Source organism: Paraburkholderia sp. 40 (assembly GCF_050434105.1).
Classification (GTDB): domain Bacteria; phylum Pseudomonadota; class Gammaproteobacteria; order Burkholderiales; family Burkholderiaceae; genus Paraburkholderia; species Paraburkholderia tuberum.
This window is the reverse complement of record NZ_JBNPVY010000004.1, coordinates 3,023,098-3,036,698: the sequence shown is the minus strand read 5'-3', so window position 1 is coordinate 3,036,698 and position 13,601 is coordinate 3,023,098. Positions and strand designations below refer to the sequence as shown.

Sequence of the window (13,601 nt, the reverse complement as noted above, 5' to 3'; positions counted from 1 at the left end):
CACCCACGTTTTACTTGTCCTTCACACACGGGAAATGGGTATCCACTTCTGAGAACTCTGGTGTGGGCACGGTGTTCTCGCGGTCGAACGCGCCGGTAATCATATAATCTTTAATCTGTGTAATTCGCTATCCTTGAGCGACGTGTCTCTCGTTATTCGCACTTGACAGCCTTCCTGCCAAGCTCTCGTGTGCTTGCTTCAAATGCTGTTCACTTAGCGCGCGGAGTTTTGGCAACCAGGACGAACGATTAGCGCACGCGAGTTACCTCTGCCACCGAACGCGGCCGCCTGCAAACTCCCACGAGTCGCGGCCACACGACTAGAAGTCGCCGGTGCTTCAATGCGCTCCTTTGGCTGCCTGTGCACAGCTTCGAGAAAAGAACCGTAGCAATGCCGATTGCGCCATGGTTCGCGTTCCTCTTTCCGACAACCCCTTGCGGAACTTCGACGAAGTTGCAAACACGCTTACCTTGTCGTTGTCGTAGACGTTTGCTTCCGGTGACACGAGAGGAGATGTTGCATGGATTCGAGGCTCTCTCGCGGTTAGCAGACTTGCAGATTCAATCCAGTTTACCCTGTTCGGCCAGTTCCACCAAAGTGTCGACAACATGCTGCACCCTGGGGTCGTAGATGAGCCACCTTCGGCCAGACGGCGTGCACGTCTATCTGGCTCAGTAACGGTCTAAGGTCGCGAAGCGTTTCTCGCGATGTGGGGCTAGAAAACAAGGGGCCACCCGAAGGTGGCCCGAAAACTTAGGCTATTGACTACCGTTTTCATACTGCCGACTGCTACTTCGTCTTACTTTGCGTCGCGTTCGTTTGCCTACCGTCGACGCCTTCCCCGAGCGTGTGATTTTTAGCGTTCTCCTTCTCAGGCGCGCCGCCGCTTTCCGCGGTCTGGACGCCGGTCACGAAGCCGCGACCAAGCGTCATGCCACTTCCTGAAAATGCGCTCTTTGCGGCCTGGCAACTGGCTCGCTTTAGTGCGTCATTTGAACCAGTTATCGGCAAACGGCGACGCAGCTTTAGCCGTTCGAGCGTCTGCTCGGGCCGACAGCTTCAGCTCGGGTGCGGGTAGGCCCTTCACGCTCGCCGTAGCTCCGGTGAACAGGATAGTGCCGCTGCCGCGAGTCACCATCCGAACTGCGGCGGCCTGAGGAATAAGAAATCCACCGAGAGCCATCACTCTGATGGCATCCTCAAGCTTTTGTGGGTCGATGGCTTCAACCGCTGCGCGATAGCGGCCGCTCGCGTTGTAGACAACAAGGTCGGGAGCGCCGAATGCGTTCTCTACGCGGTCCTCCAGATTCAATTAGGGATAGTGATGCGGAGCACGTTGTCTTGCGCTCTTGCGTAACGTTTCCTACTAGCCAATAGTAGATGTGGCAAATTGCATTCACGTACCGGGCGGCCTTTACCAGCAGGGTTCGGGGACGGGCGTGCTTACGGCACAGCGCACGTTGTGCCCGATGGCCCGAGATTCCGACTTAGCCGAATCGTAGCCGCAGACGAGCTTTCCGCATTTCACATATCGTCACATAGCGCTGGTATAAGCAAAGGGAGCCAACCGTGCAGGAGAAGGATGTTGACCATCTCGCGCTCCCCAAGTCGTACGAGACACCCCTTTGAAAAGTTATTTGTAGACCTTGGCAGTCACTCGCCCGACAAGGCGCTGGCAGCACTGACCTCTGCAATGCAGGAAGAACGCCGCGACATGAACGCGTTTGAGTGGTTGTCCCAGGCGCTGCCCGGCGCAACGCTCAAACCAGCGCTGGCGTTTGGCTCCGTCAGCGAGCTCTACCGGTCATATACACGGCCCGCGGAATTCGAGCGGCTGAAGGGCCTCCGGCGCGTGTGAGGGGACGTGGCCGTAATGCTGGAGCGGGCTGAATGGGGATGCTCGACGGCGCCGTCGGCACGATGGTGATGGACATCGGCCGCGCGGAAACCAAATGCGCTTGACCGCGCTTGGGCCTCGGAGCGCGGTCGCTACCGTCATGCAGATGCAGAAAGCCAGAACGTCAGCTCGGCGTCGGGCTTCTCTCCTGCAGCCACAGGGAAATACCGGTTTTGCCAATGGTCGTCAGGCTGAAGCCCCTGCCAGCTGTCCTTGGTTCCATATTGCGCCAGAAGGTAGCGCCAGCGATAGTGGTCATACACGTCGAGCACATGGACCGTGTACGCGCGGGCAAGGCTTTCGTTGCCCCTGATGACAAGCAGATTCTCATCGTTGGTGAAGGACGCCTTGTACCCGAGATTGTGGCTGCCCACCACCACCGTGCAGTTGACCGGGTCAAACGGGTCGATGACGACAATCTTGTCGTGAATGACCGCGTGGCCTGCGTTGAGCAGTTCCTTTTCCCACATCCCGAACGTGTCATCGATGGCTGTTGCAGGGATAACCTGTGCGGGGTCATCCGGCTCTCGCCCGTTATCGTGGAGGTCGATAATGAAATTCCCGGCGCGCTCGACGTTGGTCAGCGCGCCGCGAATGAACAGCTTGGGGTTCGCTTCCAGGGCGGCGGCCGCTGCGTCCACAACGCTGGGACTGCCGGGGTCAAAGCACAGGAAGAGAACGGCGTGCTTCGCGGCCTTGATAAGCCCTTCGACGTCGGCGATGTCGACCGGCGCTTCCGGGTTCTTGGGCTTGTTCTTTTGCGGGGTGTTTGGCGAGAACCAGACGGTAGCGTTGGACGCTCCCGGCACCTGGACATCGACAGGTGTCTGGTTGTCGGTACGGAACGTTTTCCCTTGCAGGGCGTGAGCGTCGCCATTGGCAGCGTCCGTGTCCTGCTTCAGTCTGTCCCAGTAGTCTGAATAGGCTTGCGCGACGGTGGGCGAGCGAACAATCAGGCTGTTGTTGGTCTGGGCGCAAAGGCCGGTAGACGTCCAGTTGGTGGAGCCTGTCAGTACCGCGGTGGGCTCGCCCTTGCTGTTCACGTAGAGCACGAACTTGTTGTGCCCGATGTGGCTGCCGTCGGGAAGGATGCGGTCGAGGACATCCACGCCGGATTTGTGGAGGTCATCCCGTGCCGGCTTGTTCTCCTGGTCCGGGTCGCCGCTCTTGCTGTCGAAGGTGTTCGACAGAATCAGATGCAGGCGCCTGTTCCCGATGAGGTGGGACTCCAGCTCCTTGTCGTGCAACTCGTAGAGCGCCGCGTAGCAGTTCCCACCCTCTGCGTTTGCTTCAACAAGCAGGGCCGGCAATGCGGTGATGAGGTCGCTCGCCAAAGACTTGCGTAATGCGTCTTTCGGGTCAGCTATCCGCTTTAACAACGCACCCGCATCTGGCGCGCCGGTACGTTTGCTGATGGGCACCTCGTGCGTGAGCGACTGGGTAGCTAGAATCCCCCGATTGAAGTAAGCCTTCAATGATGAAGCGTCGTCGGCAGGGCCATGGTCTGCTGTCAGCGTCACGGGATTTGAGAAGAGCGGGTGCACATCCGGGTAAGGAATGAGCGTGGGAACGCCCTTGTTATCGAAGGTCCCTTTGAGCGGAATGACCTGGTAGATGTACGGGCCAGGCGATGCCAGGTCTGTCACGGACAGGTCTTTCCAGAAGAGCTTCTGGATAGGCGCCTGCGCGGTAGTCCGCCGGCTCTTGCCGGCGTTCGGGTCGCCGGGAAATCCCGCCATGGCGGGGAGCGACTCGCCCTGTGGTTCGCCGCTAGCCGTGTTTGCCGATTCGGCCGGAATACGCCGAACGTCGCAGCCTACGCAATCCTTGAGCTTACCCTCGAACGTCCAGGCCACCATAATCACATCATTGTTCGAAAACGCAATGCATTTCGTCGACATGTCTCTCTCCATGTGAAGGCGCGCGATGCGGGTTGACCGTTGCCGGGGCAACCTTGAGAGCGTAGGCGACGAAAGCGTCAATTTCGAGGCAAGGACGTCCCGGGAAAATAAACTAAATTTTGGCGAGAAGAGCTAATTGTCCGGCAGTCTGTCAACATACCTACCGACACGGTGCAATCGCCCGACGGTCATGTACTTGCCTTCCTTCGACCAATGCATTGCGACCGCTCAGAGTTACTCGATATGCGAGAGGCTGCAAACAGGGTTTTGTATTCAGTCCACCGACGCACTGCACTAAAGCAATTGGCGCACAAACGCATAGGTGCGCAGAGAGGTCAGAACTACGCGGCAACCAGCTGCGCGCGTGATATGCGACCACGCCATCCTGAACAATGAATACGACGATATTTTCGCGCAGCAACAGGCTCTGCTGACCAGTGGAAAGCTCTCGCCCGAACACCTCGCTCGGTGGGAGGCAATCGCGCAACGCCTGCATCGACGTCCACTGCATCGACGGCGTCTTTGCAAAATGGAAGGCGATGGCCAGGTCTGCCGAAGCCACCCCTCGCGCAGCACTGGCTCCCGCTATGGCCTCGTCTACTGCTATGGCTCCCGTCGGACCCGCCCCGGACGCAGTTCCCCCTACCGCATCTCAGGCTTCCCCAACGTCCGAAGCCTCTCTCGTTCGCCAAGGCAGTGCTGCCGGCGTAGCGCTTCCGAAGCCGGTCGCAACGCAAGTCTCTTCGCCTGCTGTCGCTTCTGCCGCTTCCAGCGCGAGTGACTTCCGCAGCACGACCGGCATGAGCGCGGGTCTGATGACAGTGTCTTGCTTGTTGCGATTGGATGCGGCGCGCTCGTCAGACGCCGAAAAAAGAGTGATGGCGCGCCGAGGAACCACTAAAGAATGTTCGGTTATCTATTCGGCCATCCAGCTAGAAGTAGCGCAATGCATCTTGCGCATGGCATAGTGCCGGCATCTCAACTACGGAGGTGCGAATGACGCCCCTGGAATCCTTGCAAGCAAAAATCCAAAAACTGCAGAACCAAGCAGACGCACTCATCGCGAAGAAGTCGAGCGCTGTTATCGAAAAGATTCGCGAATTGATGTCAACGCACGGCCTGACAACCGCCGACATCGATGCGGATGCTGGTGGCAAGAAACGTGGACCGAAAGCCGCAGCTAAATCTGCGGTCGTCGCCAAGCCGTCCGCAGCGAAGTATCAGGACCCGAAGACAGGGGCTACATGGTCCGGACACGGACGCGCTCCGGGTTGGATTGCGAATGCGAAAGACCGCAGCAAATTCCTGATTGAGGGTAGTGCCGATGCAGTCGTCGCTGCAGGCGTGGCAAGTGCGAAGAAGGCCAAGACTGCGGGCAAGAAGGTCTCGTCGTCAGTCAGCGCCGCTGCTGGGGCGGGTCAGCCGAAAGGTCCGCAGCCGGCTAAGTATCGCGACGCGAAGTCCGGTGCGACTTGGAGCGGGCGCGGTCCGGCTCCGGCGTGGCTAGCCGGTGCGAAAGACCGGGCAAAGTTTCTGATTGCTAGCGTTAGCGGAGTTGCAGATTCTCGCGCTGCGAGCAAGCCGAAAGTCGTAGCGAAGAAACCCGCGACAAAGGCGGCGGTAGTGAAGAAGGCACCGGCGAAGAAACTGGTTGGCGCCAAAAAGGTGGGCACGACGACGAATGTCGCGGCTGCGCCGGAAGCTGCGGCTGCTTAATCGACCGTGTAAGCGAGCACACAGAGCTCGCTTTTTTTGCGTCGGCACGCGCGAATGGCGTGGTTTACCTCGAACGGGGCCCGCAATGCGTCGAGGCGGGCGGCGCATTTTGCGTTCGAACCACCACGCTTGTAGGCCTGTGCCGCCTTTGTGCTGTCGGGGACGACGTCGCCGGGAGCACTCGTACCCCAGCGTCCCTCCCAATACAAGCCCAAGTTATACGCGGCCGACCGGTGTCCAAGCTCCAAGGCCGTGGCATACATGTCCTTGGCCATCTCAAGGTCGGCGTCCATGCCACGACCAAGCCTCGCGCTGTCCGCAAGAGCCGCTGCCGCCATGCCGCGAAGCGGGTCGCTCGCCATATCGTCCTTCAGGACATCGCCCAGAATGACGTGTCCGCCCTCGAAATCGGCAGGCCCACCTGTCTCCGTGACAAGAGACAGTGCAAGGGCGACCCGGAGCGACGGGTGCGCTCGGTAGTGCTCGTGTTCGCAGGGTCAGGAGAGTTTCCGCTTGAAGCCGGCGCGCCGTCCACCATCGCCGACGTCATGGACCGTTGTGTCAGGCACAACGGCAACTCCTGGCACTTTCAAAGTCGCATCGTCAAGCCGGTTTTCGTTGGGGCCGGCGCCGCAAAATTTGCGCGTTGAGCGCGTCATTTCGTCAGAGGCAGAAAAATGTCAACCACATCCAGCAGCGCTAACCAGGCCAGTCGCGCTTACCTTGCCTGTGTTCCCCACGTGCCGCTCACATCGGTTCAGGAGCGCAAGGACAACCCTGATTTCTGGCGCGCGTACGACGAGCGCGTTCGGGAGTTCCGCGAATTCGACCCTGACCTCGTCGTCGTCTTCGGCGGTGACCATTACGACGGCATGCATTTGAAACTCATGCCGCAATTCGTTGTGGGCCAGGTAGCCGAGGCGTTGAATGACTGCGGTGGCTATCCCGGGCCGCTCAACATCCCGCTGGACATTGCTGGTCGTGCGGTCAATCACCTGGTGGAACACGAATTCGACGTTGCTGCGTCTTACGCGATGGAAGTCGACCACGGATTTTCGAATGTGCTGCACTGGTTTCTCGGCGAACTGAACGCGAAGCCCGTGCTTCCAATTCATATCAACTCACTCGTCGACCCGCGTCCGACATTCCGTCGGTGTCGTTTGCTAGGCGCCGAAATCGGTCGCTTCGCACGCACGCTCGGAAAGAAGGTGGCGTTTCTGGGCTCTGGCGGACTATCGCATCAGACGGACTTCATTTTCCCGCAATTCCAAACTGCGCCCAACGAAGACGTGAAGGAATACATCGTTCGTCTCGCGAGAGCTTGGTTTTCGGGACGAAATGCGTGGATGTGCGAGCCCTCTGCCGGTTGGCCTAACCAATCGACTGTTCCGAACTGGAGACGGATATTTCAGGCTGGAATGCATCGATGCTTTCCAGCAGTCTCTGCAGTCGTTGTTGCTGGTTCGGTGTAAGTCCCTGCGTCGCAAGTGCCTGAAGCACGCGCCCGCGCCAGTAAGTTCTGGTGAATAGAGACTGCGCTCCTTCCGCGCCCAGGACCTGCTCGAGATGGCCAATCGCAGGGGCGATATTACGGAACGTGTAGGGACTTATGCCCGTCGGGTCTCTGTCAGTGAAGGTCATTGCGTGCGCTCTGATTTACCTGCTTCTGCTTTGCGGCATATGTCCGGAAAAAAAGTTTCGTCCAACTTTACTGGTATGAAAAATATAACAATATGGGTCAGGACTTGAAATCAACCAATGCAACAAACAGGCTGCTGCGACGACCCAATCACACGGCGCTAGCGCCAGCACATACTCCTGGCCCGCGGGTCCCGGGCGGGAACACCTGCCATGTGCCGTCATCGTGCCGGAAGAAAAAAAGCGCAACCGAACCTTCCGGTCGCTGTACCTCAACGCGTGCGAAACGTCCGCGGCTAGAGCCTGTGCGACTGAATCGGGTTACCCGAATCGGCGTCGCCGCAGCTGGCGTCAGCCATTTTTCAACCAGCGAACGCAGGGACCTTTCTGCCGTGTTCATCCGCTCCTCCTTCAGCTTCGTTACCGTCGGCTCGGCGTTGCCCTGTGGCACTCGCCTCGATGTGCCTCCGGGCTCGAAGAAAGTGGTCACTTCGCGTGATGGATGCCGGACGAAATCAAACGAAGCTACGGCAGGCGACCTGCGCAACGGCGCTTGAAAATTTCTGGCGCAGGAGACGAGTTCCGCGACCGCGTGCGAGGCGCACCGGGCGCCTCGCACCGCCACAGGCGGCCACCCCGCAAGCAACGCGGGCGGGGTGTGCTCGCCTGAACGATTTGACAGTAGTGCGCTACGACAAAACGCTATTACTTCTCACTGGTTTCGACCGGTGCTGCAAGCTGTCGAGTCCGCTTGACCGAGGTCGAAGCCGCCGCGCTGATATTGCTCTCCGCAGTCTCTACCGCCTGCTTTGCGGCCTTCCTCGCAGCTTCGTACGTCGTGTTCGCCGTCTCGCTTGCCGTGGTGATGAAGGTCTTCCACGCAGCCACGGCGTTTTCGCTTCCCGCCGGCGCGCTCTTCGCGACGCTGTCGACAAATGCCTGTGCATCGTGCTGGAACTGCCTGATTTGTGCTTCGGCGACGGCGGCGAACTCGGCTTGAGTGCTGGAGATAATTTCGTAAACGTGGCGACAGTATGACTGTGCTTTTTCTATGGCGGGTTGAGCCTGGCCTGCCTGTTGTGCGAAAAACTCCTGCGGCGCTCCGGCCGAAAACGCCTTGACCAGGTTTTCCTGATTTTCGGCGAGGCTTGATTTGACTGCTTGCATGTTCAATTCGACCAGCTTTTCGACGGCGCCAAATGATTTCGTCAGGATGCCGAATGTTGTGGCAACACCAGCTTTCTGCGCCGCGACGATTTGTTCCGGGGGAATACTGCTCATCGTTAACTCCATGGAGGTGAGGTGACCAACGTCAAAAAGTCAGATGAATGAAATCGCAAGCTATGAGTCATGAAATGGCTTGTGCGCTGCAGCAATAGTCATTCTATGAAGGAGCGGGCGGATGTCAACTACAGATTCGGCGGCAGCGCGGGGCGGCGTGTAAGAACGCGGGCAAACGCCCCGTCGGTATTGGTGGCGAGCGAATACCAAGGGAATACCCGCGGAACATCTGATTCCTCAGGATGCTATTGAGAAGCTTTTACCCAGATTTGTGCGGCGCCACAAGAACCACACGGTCCATTTGACGCTGAGAGCCGGTCCTGGGCGCGAGCTGGTTACCGGATAACGTAAAGCGCAGTCTTGATGACAAAATATTTTCTGTTTGACAGGGCATACTGGCGAAGGAATAGTTGAGCGGCAACTCGGTCGGCTTCGAGCGCGACATCGAGGGCATGCTCAAGGCCGTGCGTGCGGAATACAACATCAATACCGAAGTGAAAGACATCGGCAACCCGTTTGGGGACTAACCGCGAAAGACATCGATTCCTTGTTCGTTTTTGATGGCATGCGCACTAATGGTGCGCTTACCTCAATGGTCTACCTTGCGACGCCCGTCGCAGATATTCCTCGCTTTGAAACGTATGCTTTCTACGAGCCCCGACCGGCCGCATGTCTGCTCGCAATACGGGCAACCGACGATGGAAATTTGGATTCAACCCTGCGCCCAGTGCGCTGACCTTTACGGGAAGGCGGCGGCCGAGCTCCGCAGCAGAACCTCACGCTCACCGGCTCCGGGGCAGTGGAGAATGTGCTGCTGCCGTCCTTGCTGAGGAGATGCACCCGTCCCTTTGGCGGGCGTCGCAGCTTGCGCGCAGTCGCGGACGGGTTGTCGAGACTGGGTATCCGGCGCTGTCGACAGAGTTGCCGGGCGGCGGCTGGCCCGTCGGAGCGCTGGTGGACCCGCACACATTTTACGATTTGGTCATCGAGGTCGCCATCGTTCGGCCCGGTCCAATTCAGGGCGGCGCTGTTCATCCTTATCTTCAGCGACGGCAAGATTTCGAGCCTGTGACCTATCCGAGCGATGCGCTAAAGACTGCGCTTGGCCGCACGCTCGGCGTGCCGATTTTCCAGGAGCAGGTGATGCAAGTGGCTATCCTTGCGGCGGGCTTCACCGCTGGCGAAGCAGACCGGTTGCGAAGAGCAATGGCAGCGTGGAAACGGAAGGGTGGACTGGAAAATTACTATGACCGCATCATCAACGGGATGCTCGAGCGCGGCTACGACCAGATTTTCGCAGAGGGCATCTTCGAGCAGATTAAGGGCTTCGGCGAGTACGGCTTCCCGGAAAGCCACGCGGCGAGCTTCGCGTTGCTCGTCCTGGCTGAAGTGCCATGAACCGGCGGCGTTTCTCACTCCGATGCTGAACTCGCAGCCGATGGGCTTCTACTCTCCGTCGCAGCTAGTTCAGGACGCGCAACGGCACGGTGTGCGTGTGACGCCGGTGGACGTCACGATAAGCGGGTGGGATTCCGTGCTGGAGCACCCGAATGGACAGCCGATGCCGGTCGTGCGTCTAGGGCTGTCGTTACTGCGCGGCATGCGCGACGGCGCGGCAGAACGCATTGAAAATGCGCGTGCAGTCAGGCAGTTTTCTAGTGGCAGCGACCTTGCTCGCCGTGCGCAGCTGGACCGTCACGACCTTCAGGTGCTGGCGGCGGCGAACGCATTCTCCTCGCTCGCGGGCAACCGCCGCGAGGCGTTGTGGCAACCCGCGGCGGCCGTGCCGGACAAGGACATTCTCGCGGGTGCGCGCGTCGACGACTTGACGCCGGAGCTTGGCGCGTCATCGGGAGTCGACGACATGGTCAGCGACTACCAGTCGACGGGACTGAGTCACCTCGCAGTTGAGGACGCCGGCGGGTTCGACAGCTGACTGGTGCGCATCTTATAGCTCTCGGTCAGGCAGGCTTTATCCTGGCAGACATTACGAGAATGCGCGAGCCACTCGCGTTGCGCAGCGCGCGCTGTCGGCGACGTCGCGCCCAATGCACTGCGATAGAGCGTGTACATCTTGCGGTCCATTCCCGACAGTTCAGGGTCCTGACAGATAAGCCGCTCCTGAGCCGTGGCGGCCCTTGTGCAATCAAAACTGGGACCTTGGGCTGGCAAGGCGGGAGCGGTTCTCCATTCGAGGGGTGGGTTACAAAGTCTCAGAACCCGGCAGGAAACGTCCTTTCCGACCCAAGCCATTTTGGTTGGTCCGTAGTCGTAGGTGAACAGGTCGACCTGCGCGTAGTCCAGTCCATGCGCCATGGCGTTTCGTCCTATCGCTTCGTTACAGATGTCGGACCTGATGGGCTTACCAGTGGCCTTGTTCTAGCACGAGTGGAATGAGCAGGCCCGTGCCCATCACGTCACGGCGTGCCCCTGATGCAAACAGGATTGAAGCACACGCCGATGCGCATTGCGCATAAGACAATGGCAAGCCTGTTTCGCAGGAAGGCTGTCCGCCACCCAAAAAAAAGCCCGCCTGAATTGGCGGGCTAAACCCATGCCTGGGGAGGACATGGAGGAGACTCGGATAAACATAAACCGTGCTGACGAGGCGCATCCCACGAACTAAATCTACAGGCAGTCTGTACTTCGTGCCATCGCACAAAGGTATAGCGGTCCTCACCCACGAGTTTTGGAAGTCATACAAACGTTTAATGGAGCCGCGGCAAGACGTGGCAATCCAGCCCCCGGGTGAAAGGAGCTTGGAGGCATGCGAATGACCAAGTAACGCCGAATATATCCGCGCACCGGAAACGGCTGTAAGGCCCCTGCGTACTGTGCTGCGTACCGGGTCGGCGCGAACCTGCCTTTTGCTGTGGACTTTTTTCGCCGGTCCAGTTGACTGCTGTAACTGCCGAAAATCACATCCTTCACTGTGGCGAGCCTCGCGGCTCGCGCGCTCGAAGGGGCGCGTCGTCGTTACCGAGCATCCGGCGCGGCCTGCTGCTGCCCACGCCCGGCATAGGCTAGTTGCACCTGCTGCGCCTGCTGCGCCCTGCCCTTGCCGCCGTGAGCACCCGCCCAGTTGTGCTTCTGAAGCCTCCGCACCTGCCGAGCGCGCACGGCCTTGCCTACATGGGGCTGCCTGTCGACAAGGTTCTCCAGGTGACGCCGAAATCGACCACCGATGTCCTCTGGTCAGCCGACGACGCTTGACGCATCAGTCCGCCCCGCGCTTTGAGGCCGCGCGACTATTTCCCTTTCACCGTCAGGCAGAATGCACCCACACACGGGTCGCTCGGAGCCGCCAGCAACGATTTCCCTGTTGCCGAGTCAATCACCTCGTTCGTCACAATGATTTGGGCTGTCGCTGCATCGTCCGCCAGATTCGTCGACATGGATTTGACAACTGGCCGGTACGCTGTAGCTACGCCTGCGCCAAGCGGGTTCTCGAGGTCAACAAACGCCACCTGCCCTTTCTTCAGGGAAGCCGTTTTCTGCAAAGGTGCGCCGTCGGGGTCCGTCAGCGTCTGGCCATTCGGGTCGACGAAGCTAAGCTCTACCTGGGCAGTGCCGTTTCCAGCGCTTTCTACAGGGCTCTGGACTGTGAGCCTTGCTGTTTGACCGGCTGTCTGTAAACGTAGCCCGAAAATCGGGCCAGGCGGATAGATAGGGCTCGGCGGCAAGAGTGAAACTGACGGCAAGATGGGGCCTGGTGGAAAGAAGACTGTGGTGCTTCCCGTTTGCGAATCAGCAATGTCCGCCGTGGTCGCCAGTGAGCATGAAGCCGTGAGCGGATGAACCACGGGACGGACCAGGACCCGCGTTGCGAAGTTGGTGGTCACGGGCAACGTAATCGAGGCGCTCGCCCCGGGTGCGAGCGTGGGCGTCGACTGTGCAGGATGGTCGGCATTGCCGCCCGGCAGGGCCTGGCCATTGGCGTCCGCAAAATACAGCTGGACACGGCAAGGGTTTGGAGGAACCTGTCCTGTTGCCAGATTGAATACGGTGAGCCGGGCGGTTTGCCCCGTAATTACGCCCAATGTGCCAAATTCAAAGGCAGCCGCTGGCAAAGAAACTGCAAGTGCGACGCCTAGCAGTACAAGATGTGCAGAAACACGTTTCATTGTGACTCTCCTCTCAGGTCAATACTCGAAGCCTATGGATGCAGTACGAGTTGAGTGTAAGCGATCCATTTTCGGCGTCTAGCCGCTGGGGACAGGAGCGAGGAGCATAGGTGTCCACCTATCCGGAGGTGGACACCTATGGCTGACAAAGATCCAGAGTTAAGAGTAGTTCGACGCAGCAGCGACGGTCGCCGTCGTTACGACGATAAAGGCAAGCGTGCGCTCGTTGAGGAAGCGCTGCGTTCTGGCGTGTCGGTTGCCCGCCTGGCGCAGGAGCACGGGATCAACGCCAACCTGCTACGCAAGTGGATCACGAAGTACCTTCTGGAGCGCGAGAAAGGCATCTCGCCGGCATCGCAGGATGATGCTACCGGCGAACAGGAACGTCCGCATGCCCCGGAGGAAATCGTACTGGAGGGCGCGCTCGCGGTGATTGATGGCGCGCCCATTGACATCCCGGGTTCGCGCAAACGCTCCCCACCTGTCGCCTCGCCCACGGCATTCGTGCCTGTCGTTGCAGCACCACCAGCACTGCCAACCGCACCGCCGTCACCATCGCCATCGCCATCGCTGACGCTCGCACTGCATGTGCGACTGTCCAACGGCGTCGAGTTTGATCTCGGCGAGGCGAGCATCGACGAACTGACCACCGTGGTCCAGATGCTGGGGAGGATGCCGTGTTCCGGTTCGACGAAGGCCTGAAGGTCTACCTGCATCGGGAACCCGTCGACTTCCGGTATGGCATGAACAGCCTGTCGATTCTCGTGGAGCAGGCCATGCATTTGAACCCGATGGATTCCTCGCTCTATGTGTTTACCAACCGGAGATGCGATCGCATCAAGATCCTGGGCTGGCAGGGCAACGGTTTCTGGCTCATGCTCAAGAGACTCGAGGCAAACGATCGCTTCGTGTGGCCTGACAGCGCGAACCGGGTCGCGACACTGAGCGTCGAGCAGTTGCACTGGCTTATCGAGGGCATCGACATTGCCGCAGTCCAGCGACATCCCAGTCGAAATTATGCACGCGTGAGCTGAACACGTCACC

At 59.3% G+C, this 13,601-nt stretch carries 12 protein-coding genes and 1 pseudogene; 7 read left to right on the top strand and 6 right to left on the bottom strand.

Going from position 1 to position 13,601, the window contains the following annotated elements; all coding sequences use genetic code 11:
- Window positions 1–789 precede the first annotated feature (789 nt).
- Entirely contained in the window at window positions 790–933 is a 144-nt protein-coding gene (locus tag OKW28_RS35980; RefSeq protein ID WP_429452517.1) for a hypothetical protein, read from the bottom strand.
- Between the two features lie 55 nt (window positions 934–988).
- Window positions 989–1,312 carry an SDR family NAD(P)-dependent oxidoreductase gene (locus tag OKW28_RS35975; protein ID WP_429452515.1) on the bottom strand — a complete coding sequence of 108 codons (324 nt, stop codon included), beginning with the start codon at window positions 1,310–1,312 and terminating at the stop codon, window positions 989–991.
- Between the two features lie 270 nt (window positions 1,313–1,582).
- Between OKW28_RS35975 and OKW28_RS35970 the strand changes: the two genes are divergently transcribed.
- On the top strand, window positions 1,583–1,858 hold the full coding sequence (locus tag OKW28_RS35970) for a hypothetical protein (RefSeq protein WP_429452513.1): 276 nt from the start codon (window positions 1,583–1,585) through the stop codon (window positions 1,856–1,858).
- A gap of 137 nt (window positions 1,859–1,995) precedes the next feature.
- Here the strand turns inward: OKW28_RS35970 and OKW28_RS35965 are convergent, their stop codons facing one another.
- Complete coding sequence (locus OKW28_RS35965; protein WP_429452511.1) at window positions 1,996–3,798, bottom strand: phospholipase D-like domain-containing protein; 1,803 nt, start codon at window positions 3,796–3,798, stop codon at window positions 1,996–1,998.
- A gap of 996 nt (window positions 3,799–4,794) precedes the next feature.
- Here OKW28_RS35965 and OKW28_RS35960 point away from each other — a divergent pair.
- Complete coding sequence (locus OKW28_RS35960; protein WP_429452509.1) at window positions 4,795–5,514, top strand: H-NS family nucleoid-associated regulatory protein; 720 nt, start codon at window positions 4,795–4,797, stop codon at window positions 5,512–5,514.
- Here the strand turns inward: OKW28_RS35960 and OKW28_RS35955 are convergent.
- Complete coding sequence (locus OKW28_RS35955; RefSeq protein ID WP_429452507.1) at window positions 5,511–5,876, bottom strand: hypothetical protein; 366 nt, start codon at window positions 5,874–5,876, stop codon at window positions 5,511–5,513. The two genes, OKW28_RS35960 and OKW28_RS35955, sit on opposite strands and share 4 nt — an antisense overlap.
- A gap of 315 nt (window positions 5,877–6,191) precedes the next feature.
- Between OKW28_RS35955 and OKW28_RS35950 the strand changes: the two genes are divergently transcribed.
- On the top strand, window positions 6,192–6,986 hold the full coding sequence (locus OKW28_RS35950; protein ID WP_429452505.1) for a hypothetical protein: 795 nt from the start codon (window positions 6,192–6,194) through the stop codon (window positions 6,984–6,986).
- An 871-nt stretch (window positions 6,987–7,857) separates the two neighbouring features.
- Here OKW28_RS35950 and phaP read toward each other — a convergent pair.
- Window positions 7,858–8,433 (bottom strand): TIGR01841 family phasin, encoded by a 576-nt coding sequence (gene phaP, locus OKW28_RS35945; RefSeq protein ID WP_429452503.1) that lies wholly within the window; start codon window positions 8,431–8,433, stop codon window positions 7,858–7,860.
- Window positions 8,434–9,393: 960 nt separating this feature from the next.
- Between phaP and OKW28_RS35940 the strand changes: the two are divergent.
- Window positions 9,394–10,369: pseudogene (locus OKW28_RS35940) on the top strand (error-prone DNA polymerase); the annotation flags it as partial.
- A gap of 1,091 nt (window positions 10,370–11,460) precedes the next feature.
- Window positions 11,461–11,646: a hypothetical protein gene (locus OKW28_RS35935; RefSeq protein WP_429452501.1), complete on the top strand. Its 186-nt coding sequence runs from the start codon at window positions 11,461–11,463 to the stop codon at window positions 11,644–11,646.
- Between the two features lie 35 nt (window positions 11,647–11,681).
- On the opposite strand, the gene OKW28_RS35930 is transcribed toward OKW28_RS35935, so the two are convergent.
- Window positions 11,682–12,557, bottom strand: a complete 876-nt coding sequence (locus OKW28_RS35930; RefSeq protein ID WP_429452499.1) for a hypothetical protein — start codon at window positions 12,555–12,557, stop codon at window positions 11,682–11,684.
- Window positions 12,558–12,695: 138 nt separating this feature from the next.
- On the opposite strand from OKW28_RS35930, the gene OKW28_RS35925 reads away from it, so the two are divergent.
- Together OKW28_RS35925 and tnpB are read left to right on the top strand one after the other, a co-directional pair.
- Complete coding sequence (locus tag OKW28_RS35925; protein WP_429442848.1) at window positions 12,696–13,259, top strand: transposase; 564 nt, start codon at window positions 12,696–12,698, stop codon at window positions 13,257–13,259.
- Window positions 13,235–13,591 carry an IS66 family insertion sequence element accessory protein TnpB gene (gene tnpB, locus OKW28_RS35920; protein WP_090812713.1) on the top strand — a complete coding sequence of 119 codons (357 nt, stop codon included), beginning with the start codon at window positions 13,235–13,237 and terminating at the stop codon, window positions 13,589–13,591. Before OKW28_RS35925 ends, tnpB begins: the two co-directional genes overlap by 25 nt.
- The last annotated feature ends 10 nt before the right edge of the window (window positions 13,592–13,601 follow it).

What these genes read in the sequence shown, in the direction of transcription:
- OKW28_RS35930 (WP_429452499.1), bottom strand. Translation starts at nt 12,557, where the DNA reads ATGAAACGTGTTTCTGCACATCTTGTACTGCTAGGCGTCGCACTTGCA.
- OKW28_RS35965 (WP_429452511.1), bottom strand. Translation starts at nt 3,798, where the DNA reads ATGTCGACGAAATGCATTGCGTTTTCGAACAATGATGTGATTATGGTG.
- OKW28_RS35955 (WP_429452507.1), bottom strand. Translation starts at nt 5,876, where the DNA reads ATGGCGAGCGACCCGCTTCGCGGCATGGCGGCAGCGGCTCTTGCGGAC.
- OKW28_RS35960 (WP_429452509.1), top strand. Translation starts at nt 4,795, where the DNA reads ATGACGCCCCTGGAATCCTTGCAAGCAAAAATCCAAAAACTGCAGAAC.
- OKW28_RS35950 (WP_429452505.1), top strand. Translation starts at nt 6,192, where the DNA reads ATGTCAACCACATCCAGCAGCGCTAACCAGGCCAGTCGCGCTTACCTT.
- OKW28_RS35925 (WP_429442848.1), top strand. Translation starts at nt 12,696, where the DNA reads ATGGCTGACAAAGATCCAGAGTTAAGAGTAGTTCGACGCAGCAGCGAC.
- OKW28_RS35970 (WP_429452513.1), top strand. Translation starts at nt 1,583, where the DNA reads ATGTTGACCATCTCGCGCTCCCCAAGTCGTACGAGACACCCCTTTGAA.
- phaP (WP_429452503.1), bottom strand. Translation starts at nt 8,433, where the DNA reads ATGAGCAGTATTCCCCCGGAACAAATCGTCGCGGCGCAGAAAGCTGGT.
- OKW28_RS35980 (WP_429452517.1), bottom strand. Translation starts at nt 933, where the DNA reads ATGACGCTTGGTCGCGGCTTCGTGACCGGCGTCCAGACCGCGGAAAGC.